The organism is Janthinobacterium sp. EB271-G4-7A, from assembly GCF_020858075.1.
Taxonomy (GTDB): domain Bacteria; phylum Pseudomonadota; class Gammaproteobacteria; order Burkholderiales; family Burkholderiaceae_D; genus Janthinobacterium; species Janthinobacterium lividum.
The window spans coordinates 716,955-732,623 of record NZ_JACYMI010000001.1; the positions used below are offsets into that span (position 1 = coordinate 716,955).

At 56.1% G+C, this 15,669-nt stretch carries 13 protein-coding genes; all 13 read left to right on the forward strand.

All coding sequences use genetic code 11. The features are described 5' to 3' along the window. The first annotated feature begins 427 nt into the window (after positions 1-427). The 13 genes from IGS58_RS03355 (at position 428) to IGS58_RS03415 (ending at position 15,619) form a co-directional block, all read left to right on the forward strand. Positions 428-1,579 (forward strand): DegT/DnrJ/EryC1/StrS family aminotransferase, encoded by a 1,152-nt coding sequence (locus IGS58_RS03355; protein ID WP_230520662.1) that lies wholly within the window; start codon positions 428-430, stop codon positions 1,577-1,579. A gap of 5 nt (positions 1,580-1,584) precedes the next feature. Then, complete coding sequence (locus IGS58_RS03360) at positions 1,585-2,715, forward strand: DegT/DnrJ/EryC1/StrS family aminotransferase (RefSeq protein ID WP_139144089.1); 1,131 nt, start codon at positions 1,585-1,587, stop codon at positions 2,713-2,715. 41 nt (positions 2,716-2,756) lie between these two features. Beyond that, the gene (locus IGS58_RS03365; protein WP_070254302.1) at positions 2,757-3,770 is read left to right on the forward strand and encodes a nucleoside-diphosphate sugar epimerase/dehydratase; all 1,014 of its coding nucleotides are present in this window, start codon (positions 2,757-2,759) and stop codon (positions 3,768-3,770) included. A 108-nt stretch (positions 3,771-3,878) separates the two neighbouring features. Beyond that, complete coding sequence (locus IGS58_RS03370; RefSeq protein ID WP_230520663.1) at positions 3,879-5,387, forward strand: lipopolysaccharide biosynthesis protein; 1,509 nt, start codon at positions 3,879-3,881, stop codon at positions 5,385-5,387. Positions 5,388-5,445: 58 nt separating this feature from the next. Next, entirely contained in the window at positions 5,446-6,630 is a 1,185-nt protein-coding gene (locus IGS58_RS03375; RefSeq protein ID WP_211548033.1) for a glycosyltransferase family 2 protein, read from the forward strand. 108 nt (positions 6,631-6,738) lie between these two features. Continuing rightward, a complete protein-coding gene (locus IGS58_RS03380; RefSeq protein ID WP_081345482.1) occupies positions 6,739-7,779 on the forward strand; it encodes an EpsG family protein in 1,041 nt (346 codons plus the stop codon). Between the two features lie 2 nt (positions 7,780-7,781). Then, complete coding sequence (locus IGS58_RS03385) at positions 7,782-8,588, forward strand: glycosyltransferase family 2 protein (RefSeq protein WP_092608077.1); 807 nt, start codon at positions 7,782-7,784, stop codon at positions 8,586-8,588. A 102-nt stretch (positions 8,589-8,690) separates the two neighbouring features. Continuing rightward, complete coding sequence (locus IGS58_RS03390; protein ID WP_230520664.1) at positions 8,691-9,782, forward strand: DUF1972 domain-containing protein; 1,092 nt, start codon at positions 8,691-8,693, stop codon at positions 9,780-9,782. A 76-nt stretch (positions 9,783-9,858) separates the two neighbouring features. Beyond that, a complete protein-coding gene (locus tag IGS58_RS03395) occupies positions 9,859-10,803 on the forward strand; it encodes a UDP-glucose 4-epimerase family protein (RefSeq protein ID WP_070254296.1) in 945 nt (314 codons plus the stop codon). Continuing rightward, the gene (locus IGS58_RS03400; RefSeq protein WP_070254295.1) at positions 10,804-11,364 is read left to right on the forward strand and encodes a sugar transferase; all 561 of its coding nucleotides are present in this window, start codon (positions 10,804-10,806) and stop codon (positions 11,362-11,364) included. It abuts the gene before it with no gap. A 40-nt stretch (positions 11,365-11,404) separates the two neighbouring features. Next, complete coding sequence (locus IGS58_RS03405; RefSeq protein WP_070254294.1) at positions 11,405-13,318, forward strand: polysaccharide biosynthesis protein; 1,914 nt, start codon at positions 11,405-11,407, stop codon at positions 13,316-13,318. 76 nt (positions 13,319-13,394) lie between these two features. Then, complete coding sequence (locus IGS58_RS03410; protein WP_070254293.1) at positions 13,395-14,639, forward strand: lipopolysaccharide biosynthesis protein; 1,245 nt, start codon at positions 13,395-13,397, stop codon at positions 14,637-14,639. Between the two features lie 137 nt (positions 14,640-14,776). Next, a complete protein-coding gene (locus IGS58_RS03415; protein ID WP_230520665.1) occupies positions 14,777-15,619 on the forward strand; it encodes a GNAT family N-acetyltransferase in 843 nt (280 codons plus the stop codon). Positions 15,620-15,669: the final 50 nt, after the last annotated feature.

The following is a 15,669-nucleotide window of genomic DNA, read 5'->3' on the forward strand; positions in this document are numbered from 1 at the left end:
GTGAGGTTTGTTTTCCTTTCGCAATGGAATACTTGACTCAACACAAGGATTTGGTGATCTTTCTTGATAAGGCAGCGCATGCGAGTCTCACGCACTGTAGTGTCTGGAGTGCGATTGACGGCGCGAGTTGCATGGCAGTGCATGCGCCGTACAGCCGATATACATCCAGCCTGGGGCGCATGCGTATCTGGTGTGATGTCGCCAGCGTGTGCGGCTTTGACAGTGCGCAGCACCATGATCGTGGTGCGATCAAAGAAAATTGATTTCGCAAATGATTGTCAAGGCGTAGGCAATTGACTATGCACGGCGATGGGGAGCCGGTCCGTGACGGTGTCAGCCTGTCTTCGTTCATTGCTTGCCGATACGGGCCATGTGTGGCGTGACTATGTTATGCCAGCATTGATGTACGGTCTGCCAGGAAGTCGGGGTGCTGCTGCGCCTTTGCGTTGCAGCCCATTGTTTAATGCCTTTGGTAAACCGAAAGTTGAAGATGATTCCTTTAGTAAAAGTTGGCTTCCCTGACAAGCAGGTCCTGATGCCTGCGCTTGAGCAAGTGCTGTATAGCGGCCAAGTGGGGGAGGGCGAGCTGGTCTACGAGTTTGAGCGACGTTTCGCCGAGCATTTTGGTTTGCCTTTTGCATTGGGGATGAGCAGCGGTACCGCCGCATTGCATGCGGCATTGCATCTGGCTGGCGTAAGGGCTGGCGATGAGGTCATTTCGACCAGCATGACGGCGGAGCCAACGAATGTCGTTATCCTGCAAATGGGCGCGGTGCCCGTGTTTGCCGATGTCGATGCGCTTTCCGGCAACCTTGATCCCGCCGCCATCGAGGCTGGCATCACCAGCAAGACCAAGGCTATCCTGATTGTGCACTATGCCGGGATGCCGGTGCGACTGGCCGAGATCGCTGCCATCGCGCGTCGTCACGGCATTGCGTTGATCGAAGATTGTGCGCATGCCATGGGGGCGCGCTACGATGGCGCGGCAATTGGCACCATTGGCGACTTTGCCATTTTCTCGCTGCAAGCCATCAAGCACATGACGACCGTTGACGGTGGCATGCTGACCATGCGCGATGCATCGCTGATCCGGGAAGCAAAGAAATTCCGCTGGTTCGGATTGGAAAAGGGTGTGCCGCGTACCGAAGTCGACATTACGTCCATCGGTTATAAATACAATATGAATAATGTGACGGCCACGTTTGGGCTGGCGCAACTGCAAGACATTGATGCCCGTGTACTGAACCCGCACAAGGAAAACGGCCGTTATTTTGACCGTGCCATCGGCGCCATCCCGGGTCTGGCCGTGGCCGCGTTCGACGAGCGGGCTGAGCCCAGTTACTGGCTGTATACCGTCTTGTCGGATGACTCCGCCGATGTCGAGCGCCGGCTTGCCGCCATCGGCGTGTCGGCATCGAAGCTGCATCGTCCTAACCATTTGCATAGCATTTTCAAGGAACTGGCCGCGCCCCTGCCGCAACTGGATACCTACTATCGCCGCATGGTGCATATTCCGTGCGGCTGGTGGCTGGGAGCGGAAGACCGCGAGCGCATTGTCGACGCCTTGAAAAAAGGGTGACGTCCATGTCCGTACTGCCTTTGTTTGGCGTGGTGAATACACCCGAGATGGAAGCGGCGGCCCTGGCCGTATTGCGTTCGGGGCGCATTGCATCCGGCCCGCACGTTGCCGCATTCGAGGCTGGTCTGGGGAAATTGCTGGACCAGTCGCATGTCGTGACCACCGTGGATATGACCAGCGCGCTGCACCTGGCCTTGTATCTGGCGGGCGTACGCCCGGGCGATGATGTGCTGACCACAGCTTTTGCCTGCATGTCGACCAATTCGGCCATTGCCGGATGCGGCGGACGGCCCGTCTGGGTGGATGTGGCCCCCGCATCGGCCTGTATGGACGTGGCCGATTTCGAGCGTGCCATCACGCCGGCCACGCGCGCAGTGATTCTGTATCACCTGGCCGGTTATCCAGGCCCGGCGCAGGCGATCGCTGAAATTTGCCGCCAGCGCGGCATCGTTTTGATCGAAGACTGCGATAACGCCTTGCTGGCGACAGTCGATGGACAACAGGTAGGTACGTTTGGTGATTTCGCGGTGTTTTCTTTTTATCCGAACCGGCAAATCAATACCACCGAGGGAGGCGCGCTGGCGTGCCGTGATCCGGAAGATGCTGCGCGCGCGCGCAAGCTGCGCCGTTTTGGTATTGATGCCAGCAGTTTTCGCACCGCGGCTGGTGAAATCAATCCGCATTCCGATATTCCCGTCATCGGCTGGTCGATGGCCATGAATAATTTGTGCGCGGCCCTGGGCTCTGTACAATTGCAGGGAGTCGCGCAGCGCATGGCACAAACGCGCCTGCATGCACAGCAGATCAAAGATGGGCTGGCTTCCTGTGCCGGCTTGACCCTGTTGGCGCCGAGCGCCGGAGCGCTGCCGTCATATTGGGCCGTATTAATTGCGGTTGAGCAACGTGACGTTGTCCTGGCAGCGCTGAAAGCGCATGGCGTAGCAGCGTCAATATTGCATCAACGCAATGATATTTATTCCGGGTTTGTGGCTTGTCGCCGTGAATTACCGAATACCGACATATTACAACGTAGCATAATCGCCCTGCCGTGTGGCTGGTGGCTTTCCGCGCAGGACGTCGAGCAACTGATCGCTGCCGTGAAGAGCGCGCTGCACGCGTCTGCCGGTCAAGCCTGACGGCAGCGCCATTTTTAATCTCTACCTTTACCTGGACTGACATGTTTGATAATAAAGTTTTAATGATTACTGGCGGCACTGGATCCTTTGGTAACACCGTGTTGAACAGATTCTTAAACACGAATGTCAAGGAAATCATTGTTTTTAGCCGCGACGAGAAGAAGCAGGAAGACATGCGGATCGCGTTGAACAACGATAAGGTCAAATTCCATATCGGCGACACGCGCGATTACCAGAGCGTTGCGCAGGCGATGGCTGGCGTGGATTATGTTTTCCACGCGGCGGCACTCAAGCAGGTACCGTCATGCGAGTTTTATCCCATGGAAGCGGTGCGGACCAATGTCCTGGGCACGGAAAATGTCCTGAATGCGGCGATCGCCAATAACGTTCAAAAAGTCATTTTGCTGAGTACTGACAAGGCCGTATATCCCATTAATGCAATGGGTATCTCCAAAGCCATGGCCGAAAAAGTGCTGGTTGCCAAGTCGCGCATGGTGCGCCCAGGCGGCCCGGTGATGTGCGCCACGCGTTACGGCAATGTGATGGCATCGCGTGGTTCGGTGATTCCGCTTTTTATTGAAAAGCTCAAGGCTGGCGTACCGCTGACGGTGACCGATCCGGAAATGACCCGTTTTCTGATGTCGCTGGAAGATTCGGTTGACCTGGTCATTCACGCTTTCGAGCATGGACAGCAAGGCGATATCTTTGTGCAGAAAGCGCCTGCCAGCACTATCGAAGTACTGGCGCAGGCCATCCAGGAACTGTTTTCCAGCAATGTGCCGGTCAAGGTGATCGGTACCAGGCATGGTGAGAAGCTGTACGAGTCGCTGGTGTCGCGCGAAGAGATCGCCAAGGCAGAGGACATGGGCGATTATTATCGCGTGCCGGCCGATAACCGCGATTTGAACTACGATAAATTCATCCTGGATGGACAGCCCGAAGTGAACCAGGCGCAGGACTACACCTCGCATAATACGCAGCGCCTCGATGTCGAGGGCGTCAAGAAATTGCTGCTGTCCCTTGATTATGTGCAGCAGGAATTGAAAAATAGCTGATAAGCAGCGGAAATGGTACGGCATCGATAACTGATGCCGAACATATTGCTTTAAGAATTATAATAAAAATGACATCTCCTATCTTGCTGCACCATTCCCCGGATATTCATGATTAAGCGGAATATCACTGCCAATATCGTGGGACGTGCATGGGGCTTCATTTCAGTGTATCTGTTTGTGCCGCTGTATCTGCACATGCTGGGAGCGGAAGCGTATGGCCTGGTAGGGTTTTATTCGACACTGCTCGGTGTCATGGCGTTTGCCGACATGGGGTTTTCCGCCACCTTGAATCGCGAGATGGCACGCCTTTCCGCGAGCGCGAATGCGGCGCAGGAGCGGCGCGATCTGTTGCGCACCTACGAGTTGAGCTATCTGGTGATTTGCTGCGTGATCGCCGTGGCGCTGTGGCTGGGCGCGCCATTGATTACCGAGCATTGGCTGCAGGCCAGCACTTTGCGTTCCGACGACATCACGCTGGCGATCCGGCTGATGGGCGTTGCCATTGCGTTCCAGTTGCCATCCGGCCTGTACATCGGTGGTTTGATGGGCTTGCAGCAACAGGTGCGCGCGAACTTCCTGCAGATCGCCTGGAGCGCCTACCGGGGCTTTGGCACCCTCTTGGTGTTGTGGCTGTTTTCGCCAACGATCGTCACCTTTGCTATTTGGCAACTGGTGGCGAATGCGATTTATTGCATGACGGTACGGCATGGCTTATGGCATGCGCTGAGAACTGATGGCGTGCGCGCCATCGGCTTTTTCCGCAAGCAAGTGTTTCACAACACCTGGCGCTATGCGTCAGGGATGGCGGGCATGGCCCTGCTGTCGATTTTGCTGACCCAAATCGATAAGTTGACGGTGAGCAAGATGTTGTCGCTTGAAATGCTGGGTTTTTATACGCTGGCAGGAACGCTGGCATCGGTCCCGTTGATATTGGCCAGTCCAATTGCTTCGGCAATTTTCCCCCGCTTCACAGAATTGGTCGCACGCAATGAGACCGAGCAACTCATTGCCCTGTATCACCGGACATGCCAGTTTGTTGCCATCGTGACGGTGCCCGGCTGCCTGGTGGTGGCGCTGTTTTCGCAAGATGTGATTTATTTATGGACCGGTTCCGCGGCCAGTGCCCAGGCCGCCGCACTTGCCGCTTCGCTGTTACTCGGCGGGCAAGTATTGCAAGCGTTGACAGTGGTGCCCTATTACCTGGCCTTGGCACACGGCAATATCCGCTTGAATTTGCAGGTCGGCATGGTGTCCGTGGTTGTCGTGACGCCGATGATGATTTACCTCGTGCTGCACCACGGTTTGGCAGGAGCTGGCTTGTCATGGCTGATCATGAACCTGTGCACGATGCCGCCGTATATGTATTTCTTGCATCGCAATTTTTTGCCGGGCCAGTTTGGACGGTGGTTCCGGGAAAGCCTGGCATTGCCGGTCCTGGCCAGCTTGCCATGCCTGATGTTGGGCTACTGGTGCCTCTCTACCATCGATGGCCGGTGGTTGCGCTTGTTGCTCATCGCTGTGACGGCAGTGCTGTCTATTGGATGTAGTGCGTTGTGCGCACCAGATATCCGGCGTTGGCTGGCTAACACTAGATTTGCCCGACGGCTGCAGTATTAAAGCAGCATCGGATTGCATTGTTGATACACCACCCATTTGTTTATACATAATACTTATAATGCCTCTTCTGTCTGCCATCATTCCTACGCATAATCGTCAACGCTATGCGATCAATGCGATTACCACCATCCTGACAAATTTTCCGGATACGGAAGTCGTTGTGTCGGATACCAGCGATACCATGCAAATCGCTGAAGAATTGGGGCATTGGATCGAATCGGGACGGCTGATTTATCACCATCCGCAACGTCCGATGGATGTGGTCAGTAATTTTCAGAATGGACTGCGCCTGGCAACTGGCGATTATCTGATCTTCCTCGGCGATGATGATTGCCTGGGACCCGGTGCGGAAGAGCTGGCGCGCTGGGCGCGCGATACGCAGGTGGAAGCGGCCGCCTGTTCCCTGGGCGCGGCTTATTTCTGGCCGGACTTCAAGTCCCTGTATTTCGGGGCTGACTTTACGGCCAAGCTGACGGTGCAGCCATTTGCCGCCACCATTTCCCCGCTCGACGGGCCGCAGGTGCTGCAGCAGGCATTGAAAAATCTGGGGACGGGCGTCATGTCCATGCCACGCGCCTATCTGGGCATGATGTCGCGTGCGCTCGCCGAACGTATCGAGCAAAAATATGGTTCGCTTTTTGGCGGAGTCAGCCCTGATATCTATAGCGCGGCGTTGATTGCCGAGGAGTCGCGCAGCAGCGTGCAGATCGATTTTCCCTTTATTATCGCGGGTAGTTCGGGTGGCAGCACCTCGGGACAAAGTGCGGAAGGCGGGCACAAGGGTGGCTTGCGCGACAATGCGCACATCGGCGCCTTCACCAATCTGGTGTGGGACCCCTTGATCCCCGAGTTCTACAGCGTGCCAACGGTCTGGTCTTACTCATTCAAGGCGGCGATCGATAAGATCGGCAAAGCCGGGTATCGCCCCAATCTGCCCCGCCTGTACGCCAAGTGCTGCCTGCATCACCCTAAATATTGGCGTGAAACGAAGGCTTCCCTGTGTGCCTACGTCAAGCGCGAACGTTATAGCCCGGCCTGTTTATCGTTCGTATGGGAACTGTGCCGCGAGTTTTCACGCCGGGCCTATCGTTTTATGCAGATCAAATTCAAACCTGCCATTAACCGCCAGGCATATGCCCATCAAAATCTGACGAATATTGGCGAGGCATATGCGCATTTGTTGACGCATGTGCAACCGAGTCTGAGCCAGTTGCAATCCGCCATGAAAGAGTTCAAGCGCTGAGATGGCGCCCGAGTGCGTAGCCGGGCTCTTCGGTGTCTGGCACGCAGCGCCGCAGGTGTTGCGTTGCTGTAGCGCAAGTTCGGCACCGCCCCGTTTGAAAAAAGAAAAATGCCAATCGGTCAAGTTTATATACTCGCTTTCCTGCCTGTCTTGATACTCGGGATGTTTACCCAGGATAAGTCGCGTCTGTCATTTCAGATCGCGATGTGCTGCCTGATCACCTTGTGCGCCTTTGCCTTCCGTTCGCCGGAATTCGGCACGGATTCCTCGACATACCTGAACTATTTCTTGACGGCTTGCCGAGGAGGCGGCGGCGGCATCGAAGCCGATGACTATTCCTTCTATGTCATGGACTTCGTTTTCTCGATGGCGCCCGGGGCATTGTGCAACCGGTATGCTTTCGCGAGCATCTGGATTCTCTTCATCGTGTTGCCGATTTTATTTATGAAAGGAAATATCCGGGTCAAGTTCTTCATGTTGTTCTTCCTGGTTATTTCTCCGGTGGGCACCGAATTTTTTACAAATGCATTCAGGCAATCCGCATCGGCCATCCTGTTTTGCGTGGCTGTCTCGCGCGGAATGAAAACCAAGTCTGGCCTGGTTTTCCTGGTTCTGTCGCTGCTGTTGCACAAAAGTTCATTGCTATTGTTGGCAATTTATCTGTTGTCATGCTGTGACATGCGGCGCCTGCTCCAGGGCGGCCTGGTGGTCTTGCTCTGCCTGTTTATTGTGCCGGCGGACAGCGTCCTGTATGCGCCGGTCAACGGTTTTATCTACGAGGTCACGAAATATCTGGCGCATGACAACGATGAGATTTTGGCGCGGATCAGTATCTATGCCAGTTTTTTCTGTCTGTATGGGTTCATGCGCCATTTGAACAAGCGGGAATATATCGACTTGAAGCCCTATGCGAGCTTCCTGTGGCTGCTGTTTATCGCCAGCGTGCTGCTGTTCCCGCTGCCGTACTTCAGCTACCGGTTTGTGTATTCGATTTATCCGATCTTTGTGTGGTGCTTTGCCTATGAGCTTGAGCGCAGCCGAGCCTTGGAGATGTACCCGCGCGTGTACTGCTATGTCCTCGCGTCATTTGGCCTGACCATCGCTTTCCTGCTTGGTTCGTCTTCCATTAACTCGGTGAGCTTCTTCTAATTATGACTATCGGAAAAACATTTGGCATTACCGTGGTCATTCCCGCGTATGCGCGCCATGAAGCTTTGCTTGATGCCATCGAGTCCGTCACGACCACCTCCATTGAACAGGTTGAGATCGTGGTCGTCGACGACTGCTCGCCCAATCTGGTGCTGGCCGAAAAATTGCCCGTTAGCAATTCGTCGGGCGTGCCGGTACGGGTTTACCGCCTAGCGAAAAACAGTGGCCCCCAATCGGCACGCAACCTGGGCGTGCGCCGCGCGCGCTTCAGCTTCGTGGCATTTCTGGACTCGGATGACCGGTTTACCCCAGAGAAAATTGATTTCCTGCTCGGCTACCTGAAACAGGATACGTGCGACATTGTTTATCATCCCGTCGATACGCCGACCAATATCAATGCCATCAATGCGCGCTGGTATGCGGGGCGCCTGCGCCATTTGCCGTTCAAGTATCTGCTGGCGGCGCTCAATCCCGTGTATACCCCTTGCCTGACAGTGCGGCGTAACCTGGGCCTGGGCGTGCCGTTGATGCGCTATTGCGAAGACTATGCCTATCTGTTCAATATTAATGCGCGGGCCAAGGCCGTGCATTTCGTTCCTCAGCCGATGACGACGCTGTCGCGCGCGCCGGGCAGCACGGGCGGCCTGTCTTCGGCACTGTTCAAGATGCGTATGAATGAATTCCGCGCAAAGAAAGTGATGCTGCGTCATTGGCGCTTTTATGGCATCGGCTGCCTGTTGATTTCCGTCGCATTCGGTTGCTTGAGAATATTGTCAGATGTGCTGAAGCTAAGGTATTTCCGTAAATAATTACCTGTATTGCCTATCGTATCGTCTGGTTGCAGGCAGTGTGCAGCGTATGCGCGAGAGGGCATTTGTGTTGAATGACAAGTTAAAAATGAAGGTTGGTCAATGAAGATTGCAATTATTGGAACGGTGGGCTTGCCGGCAAAATACGGTGGCTGGGAAACGCTGACCGAGCACCTGACGGATAATCTGTGCGGCAAGTTTGATATCACCGTATACTGCAGTGGCAAAAAATATGCCGAGCAGCCGCCGACGTACAAGGGCGTCAAGCTGAAATATGTCAATCTGGACGCGAATGGCGTGCAGAGTATTCCATACGATATCGTTTCCATGCTATCTGCATTACGCTATGCGGATGTGCTTGTGATCCTCGGGGTCTCAGGCTGTATTTTCTTGCCTGTTATTAAGTTGCTGAGCAAGAAGAAAGTCATTGTCAATATCGATGGCATGGAGTGGCGCCGCGCCAAATGGGGACGTTTCGCCAAATGGTTCCTGAAGCTTTCCGAAGCGACGGCGGTACGTTTTGCCGACGTGACGATTGCGGACAACAAGGCGATTCAGCAATACGTCAGCGCGCAATATGGCCGCCCCAGCGAACTGATTGCGTATGGTGCCGACCATGTGACGCAGCAGCCCATCAGCGGCGAGGTACTGCAGCGCTTTCCCTTCTTGCAGCATGACTATGCCTTCAAGGTATGCCGCATCGAGCCGGAAAATAATGTGCACTTGATCATCGATGTCTTTGCTTCGCAGACGCGCATGCCACTGGTGATTGTCGGTAATTGGGCCAATAGCGCGTACGGGCAGGAACTGAAGCAAAAATATGCGCAGGTGGCGCATGTGCACTTGCTTGATCCGATTTATGACCAGGCTATCCTGAACCAGTTGCGCAGCAATTGCCAAATGTATGTGCATGGCCACAGCGCCGGTGGAACGAATCCTTCGCTGGTGGAAGCGATGTACCTGGGCTTGCCCATTCTGGCATTTGGCGTGAGCTATAACCGGGAAACAACGCAAAATCAGGCCCGATACTTCGACGATGAAGCCGGCTTGCTGGCCATCCTCAATACCGTGCAGCCAGATGAGCTGCAGGCGATTGGGCGTACCATGAAGCGGATCGCGGAAGAAAATTATACGTGGAGCACAATTTCGGCGAAGTATGCCGCCTTGTTTGACACGCCGCGCCAGGCGCGCTAACGGCAGGATAAGCCGCCCACGCGGCGCACAGGATGCCGGCCCGGTATCCTGTCCCGAGGTTTTTGATTAGGAATGTATTGTGGTGTTATTGACTGGAGCGACCGGATTTGTCGGCGCCGCATTGATTGAACGGCTGGCCCGCATGGGCGATGGGCGCATTCGTGCCTGCACGCGCGATGCCGGTGCCGTGTTTCCTGATACGGTGGAAACGTTTGTCATCGATGACCTGTCCAGCCAGACATGCTGGGATCATGCTTTCGACTCGGTGAGTGTCGTCGTGCATGCCGCGGCGCGCGTGCATGTGATGAATGAGACGGCGGCCGATCCGCTGCAGGAATTTCGCCGTGTAAATGTCGATGGCACCCTGCACCTGGCGCGTTGCGCCGCCCGCGCGGGAGTACGGCGTTTTGTGTTTATCAGTTCCATCAAGGTGAATGGCGAAGCGACGCTGCCTGGACAGGCCTTCTCTGAAAGCGATGTTCCGGCACCGTCGGATCCGTATGGTATTTCCAAGCTGGAAGCCGAGCAGGGATTGTTTGCGCTGGCCAAGGAAACCGGCATGCAGGTGGTGGTGATACGGCCGCCGCTGGTGTATGGGCCTGGCGTCGGGGCCAATTTTCTCAGCATGATGCGCTGGCTGCGGCGCGGCGTGCCGCTGCCGCTGGGAGCGATCCAGAATCGGCGCAGCCTGGTCGCGCTGGGCAATTTGGCTGACCTGGTTGCCGTATGCGCTGAACACCCGGCGGCGGCCAATCAGGTCTGGCTGGCGGCCGATGGCGAAGACTTGTCGACGAGCCAGCTGCTGCGCCGTATGGGCCAGGCGCTGGGCAAGCCCGCGCGGCTGCTGCCGGTACCGGCATGGATGCTGGGCGCGGCATGCGCGATGATCGGAAAACGGGGCTTCGCGCAACGCTTGTGCGGGTCCTTGCAGGTGGATATTTCAAAGGCGCGACAGCTGCTTGGCTGGGTGCCGCCGTTGAGTGTGGATGAAGGTTTGCGTCGTGCGGCGCGGGGAAATTAAATGAAACGTTTGTTTGATGTAAGTGTTGCCTTGCTGGCTGTTGTCGTGCTGTCCATACCGCTGCTGGTGGTCGCCGTGCTGGTCAAACTGACCTCGCCCGGGCCCATCGTGTATTGGTCGGACCGCGTGGGGCGCCATAACCGTATTTTCCGGATGCCGAAATTTCGCACCATGCGTGTGGATACCCCGGCGGTCGCGACCCATTTGCTGTCCGATCCCAAGCGTTTCCTGACGCCAGTCGGCCCGTTCCTGCGTAAATCCAGCCTGGATGAGTTGCCGCAGCTGTGGAGCATCCTTGCCGGTGACATGAGTTTTGTCGGCCCGCGTCCCGCCCTGTTCAACCAGGATGACCTGATTGCCTTGCGTACCGAATATGGCGTAGACCAGGTATTGCCGGGCTTGACCGGCTGGGCGCAAATCAACGGCCGCGATGAATTGCCGATACCGGACAAGGTTCGCCTGGACGCCGAATATCTGCAGCGCCAGTCGTTTTTCCTCGACTTGAAAATTATCTTCCTGACCTTCCTGAAAGTGGTGCGTCGCGATGGCATCACGCATTGATGCCCAGGTTGCGCCTGCATATTGAGATTGGTAAGAATTGATGACTCCTTTATCGAATTTCCCGCGCTTGCAAAAGCAGCTGATCGCCGCATCTGCGGACATTTTCTTTTTGCCACTGACATTTTGCGTGGCGATACTGCTGCGCTTTGACGGTGTCAGCCTCGCCGTATTCCGCCCGTACTTCTGGCTGATTCTCCTGGCGCCACTGATCTCGATTCCGATCTTTATCAAGCTGGGACTGTATCGTGCGGTGATCCGCTTTATCGACTACAAGATAGTCTACGTGGTGGTGCTGGGCGTGACGCTGTCGGTGGCGGTCTTGCTGGCCTTTGCGGCTTTCTCGACGCACATGATCGGCCTGTCGCGCGGTGTCTTTGGCATTTACTGGGTCAGTGCGATCATGTACGTGACGGCCAGCCGTTTCATGGCGCGCGGCTATTTCGCACGGGTATCGGGCGTGACCGGTGGCATTCCTGTCGCCATTTATGGCGCCGGCGCTTCCGGCAGCCAGTTGGCACAGACGCTGAGCTATGGCACCGAGTACCGCCCGGTGGCGCTGATCGATGAGAAAAAAGAGTTGCACGGCGCAATCATCGCCGGCATTCGCGTGTATGCCCCCGAAGACTTGCCGGAACTTGTGGCTGACAAGGGCATCACCAAGATCCTGGTGGCCCTGCCATCCTTGTCGCGTGCACAGCAGCGCCGTATCCTCGACAAGCTGGAACCCCTGAAGATCAAGACGCTGGTGACCCCGCCGATCAAGAGCCTGATCAGCGGTCTGGTTCGCTTGCAGGACCTGCGCGAGATCGAGATTGAGGATTTGCTGGGCCGTGACGCAGTCGAGCCTGACCATGACTTGATGGCTATGTGTATCACGGGAAAGACCGTCATGGTCACGGGCGCCGGCGGCTCCATCGGTTCCGAATTGTGCCGCCAGATTCTGCGTCAGCGGCCTGCGCGCCTGATCTTGCTCGAGATGTCGGAATTTGCCCTGTATACCATCGAACAGGAGTTGCAGGGCTTGCGCAAGGCGCAGCATATCGAACTCGAACTGTTGCCATTCCTGGGCTCCGTCCTGGAAACCGAGAAATGTGAAAAGATCCTGCGCACGTTCAAGGTGGAAACGGTATATCACGCCGCCGCATACAAGCATGTGCCGTTGGTGGAGCACAACCCGATCGAGGGGATACGCAACAATGCCCTGGGGACGCTGAGCATGGCACGGGCGGCCATCGCCGCCGGGGTGAAGCGCTTTGTGCTGATTTCCACCGACAAGGCCGTGCGCCCAACCAATGTCATGGGCTCGACCAAGCGCCTGGCGGAATTGATCTTGCAGGCATTTTCCCGCGAACAGGACAAGACGCGTTTCTGCATGGTGCGCTTTGGTAATGTCCTGGGCTCATCCGGTTCTGTCGTCCCCCTGTTCCGCAAACAGATCATGGCAGGCGGCCCCATTACCATTACCCATCCTGAAATCACGCGTTACTTCATGACCATTCCGGAAGCCGCACAACTGGTTCTGCAAGCGGGCGCCATGGGCGAAGGAGGCGACGTCTTCGTGCTGGACATGGGCGATCCGGTGAAGATCGTCGATCTGGCCAAGCGCATGGTGCATCTGAGCGGTCTGGAAGTGCGCAGCGAACAGACGCCGAATGGCACCATTGAGATCCATCATGTGGGCTTGCGTCCCGGCGAAAAATTGTATGAGGAACTGCTGATCGGCGATAACGTTGAAGGTACCGATCATCCCTTGATCATGCGTGCCCAGGAAGCCGAATTGCCCTGGCCGCAGCTGGAGCTGCTGCTCGATGACTTGACGCAAGCATGCGCACGGTTTGATCATGAAGCCGTACGCGCCTTGCTGCTGCAGGCGGTAACCGAATATGCACCTCAGTGCGGCATTGAAGATTTGATCTGGTGCGCCCGTGGCGATGCCGTATCGCCGCCGCCTTGAATAATCAGGCCCAGCCCGCGCACTTCGTGTCTTGCGGTACCGGTGGATGGATATATTTACTTTCTAAAGAAGAAACATGGAAAATTTGAATCAGCTTGACAAGCACAATGGCGAAAACGTTGTCAATTATGTTAAAGCCTTGCGTGACGCGCGCAAGTGGATTGGCGCCGCCACGATAGCGGTCATGGCCATCGCCGTGTCCGGTGCCTTGTATCTGGGGCAGTATCGTAGCGAAGGCTTCTTGCAGTTTGGCGGTCCGATTCCCTTGCCGCTGGAGACGCTGGACAAGGACAAGGACAAGGATCCGAAAAAGGACAAGGACAAGGAAGGTAATCCGGGTATCGTATTGGCGGATTACAAACGCTATGCCGCCGCCTTCAGTACCAGCGAGCGCTTTGACGCTTTTGTGCAGGCGAACAAGCTGCAGGGAGTCGACGGTATCGGGGGACTGCGCAAGGCCATGGCCAGCGGTGACGGATTCAGCAAGATGGTGGAGCCGATTTTCCCCTTCACCAAGATGGACGCCAAGGAGCTGATGGAGCAACCCAAGGATGGCGGCAATAATGTAATTGGTTTGCGTATTTCCTATGCCGCAGGCAGTGCCGAGAGCGCCCAGCGCATGGTGGGCTTGTTGGGACGCTATGCCATCGACAGCATCATCTACTCCAATTACTCCGATGTGCTGCGTTTCAAGCACATTGAATTATCGGCCAAGATCACCAAGCTTGATAACGACATCATCAGCATGAATGAACGGCTGGAGATGTATCAGCGCAAAGGCGTGGTGCTCAAGAAAATCGTGGGCAGTTACCCTGAAGCGGCGAACAAGTCGGCAACCTCGGTGATTTCAGTCACGGAAGACAGCGCCCGTTATTTGTCGCCCATTACCCATCTGATGTCCGGTGAAGTGGAAGCCTTGAGCACCAGCGAAACCATCATCCGCCTCAAGCGCGAGCAGGCGCAGAGTATTCTGTTGCGCGAGTACTACGACCAGGCCAAGAGCCTGCTTGATACCAACCAATCGGGCGAAGCGCTGCTGCGCGGCCTTGAAGCGGTGAAGGAAGGCGTCTTCAAGACCAAGAACCTGAACGATGAAGTGGTCAAGGAAGTGTATAACATGATCACGATTGATAACCAGCGCTCCATCAATTTGTATCTGGAAAAGAGCCGCTTCATCGCCGGCCCTACCTTGCCTGAGAAACGCAATATCCGCATGTCCGCGGTATTGTTGCTCAGTCTGCTATTCGGCTTCTTCCTGTCCTCGGCGATCGTCTTGCTGCGTAAATGGTGGGCGCTGAATATGGATGGCGTTCGTCCTTGAGTGGAACGCGGCAGTCGCTAGGTGCCTGGCAGCTGTGTTGGCCGATGCATGCATCGGTTGATGGCATCTGCTGGGCGTGCCGCCGCGAATGCCGTCTGCTGCCTCTTCTCACTGTTCATGTTGGAGCGGATTAACTGATGGAATCGTCGAAAATGGTTCATGCAGAGGGCGTGACAATCACACTCTCCACGGTGGCATCCGAGGCCTTGAAAGCGTTGTTTTGGGAGGTTTTTTTCCAAAGTAAAAACCGTGGTGTGACGCTGCAGCGTCATTTTCCCTGGCTGTCGGCGGCACCGAACGGCGTGATTTTTGCCGAAGCGCGCATCGGCACGGTGACTGTCGGCGGACTGGTGTTGCGGGAAAAACAGTATCCGCTGGGTGAGCGCACGCTCCGTATCGCGATGATCGGCCTGGTCTGCGTGGCACAACGGGAACGCGGCAAGGGTATCGCCAACAGCATGCTGGAAGCCATTGTTGCCCATGCGAGAGAACAGCAGTTAGATTACCTGACGCTGTGGACCAGCCAGTATTCGGTGTATGAAAAGCATGGCTTCCAGGTGGCGGACCGCTGGATGTATGGCTGGGTCAGGGGGGGCGAGGGCAACGATCAGCAGCCATTCGAGCCCGATGGCAACCTTGTGCCCGACACCAGCTTGCCCTTGCCGCCGTTTGCGCGCGCCGTATATTGCTATCGCGATCCCGTGTGCTCGATGGTGGTGCTGGAGGATACCCATGGCGCCATTGTCACGGCATACGACGGCTTGCCTGCTGCGGCCGCCTCGGCGATGGTGCGCCATCTACCCTCTTGCTGGCGCCTGAACGTGCTTGCACAGGATGCGATTTTGCATGAGTTGCAGCTGCATGGCAGGACGCTCGAGCTGGCCCCCGTCCGGCTCCAGATGTGGCTCCCACTGCGCGATGTCCTGCCCGTGGAGCAGCTGCTCGAGCATGTGACGTTCCCGGTGCTGGATAGAATTTGACGCAATCCCGCTGCTCGACAATACTTGCAAGCTTTTGCTTCAAGTAGATA

Excerpts from the sequence above, each read along its gene's own strand:
- IGS58_RS03365 (WP_070254302.1), top strand. The coding sequence starts at position 2,757 with ATGTTTGATAATAAAGTTTTAATGATTACTGGCGGCACTGGATCCTTT.
- IGS58_RS03400 (WP_070254295.1), top strand. The coding sequence starts at position 10,804 with ATGAAACGTTTGTTTGATGTAAGTGTTGCCTTGCTGGCTGTTGTCGTG.
- IGS58_RS03385 (WP_092608077.1), top strand. The coding sequence starts at position 7,782 with ATGACTATCGGAAAAACATTTGGCATTACCGTGGTCATTCCCGCGTAT.
- IGS58_RS03410 (WP_070254293.1), top strand. The coding sequence starts at position 13,395 with ATGGAAAATTTGAATCAGCTTGACAAGCACAATGGCGAAAACGTTGTC.
- IGS58_RS03380 (WP_081345482.1), top strand. The coding sequence starts at position 6,739 with ATGCCAATCGGTCAAGTTTATATACTCGCTTTCCTGCCTGTCTTGATA.
- IGS58_RS03360 (WP_139144089.1), top strand. The coding sequence starts at position 1,585 with ATGTCCGTACTGCCTTTGTTTGGCGTGGTGAATACACCCGAGATGGAA.
- IGS58_RS03370 (WP_230520663.1), top strand. The coding sequence starts at position 3,879 with ATGATTAAGCGGAATATCACTGCCAATATCGTGGGACGTGCATGGGGC.
- IGS58_RS03375 (WP_211548033.1), top strand. The coding sequence starts at position 5,446 with ATGCCTCTTCTGTCTGCCATCATTCCTACGCATAATCGTCAACGCTAT.
- IGS58_RS03415 (WP_230520665.1), top strand. The coding sequence starts at position 14,777 with ATGGAATCGTCGAAAATGGTTCATGCAGAGGGCGTGACAATCACACTC.
- IGS58_RS03405 (WP_070254294.1), top strand. The coding sequence starts at position 11,405 with ATGACTCCTTTATCGAATTTCCCGCGCTTGCAAAAGCAGCTGATCGCC.
- IGS58_RS03390 (WP_230520664.1), top strand. The coding sequence starts at position 8,691 with ATGAAGATTGCAATTATTGGAACGGTGGGCTTGCCGGCAAAATACGGT.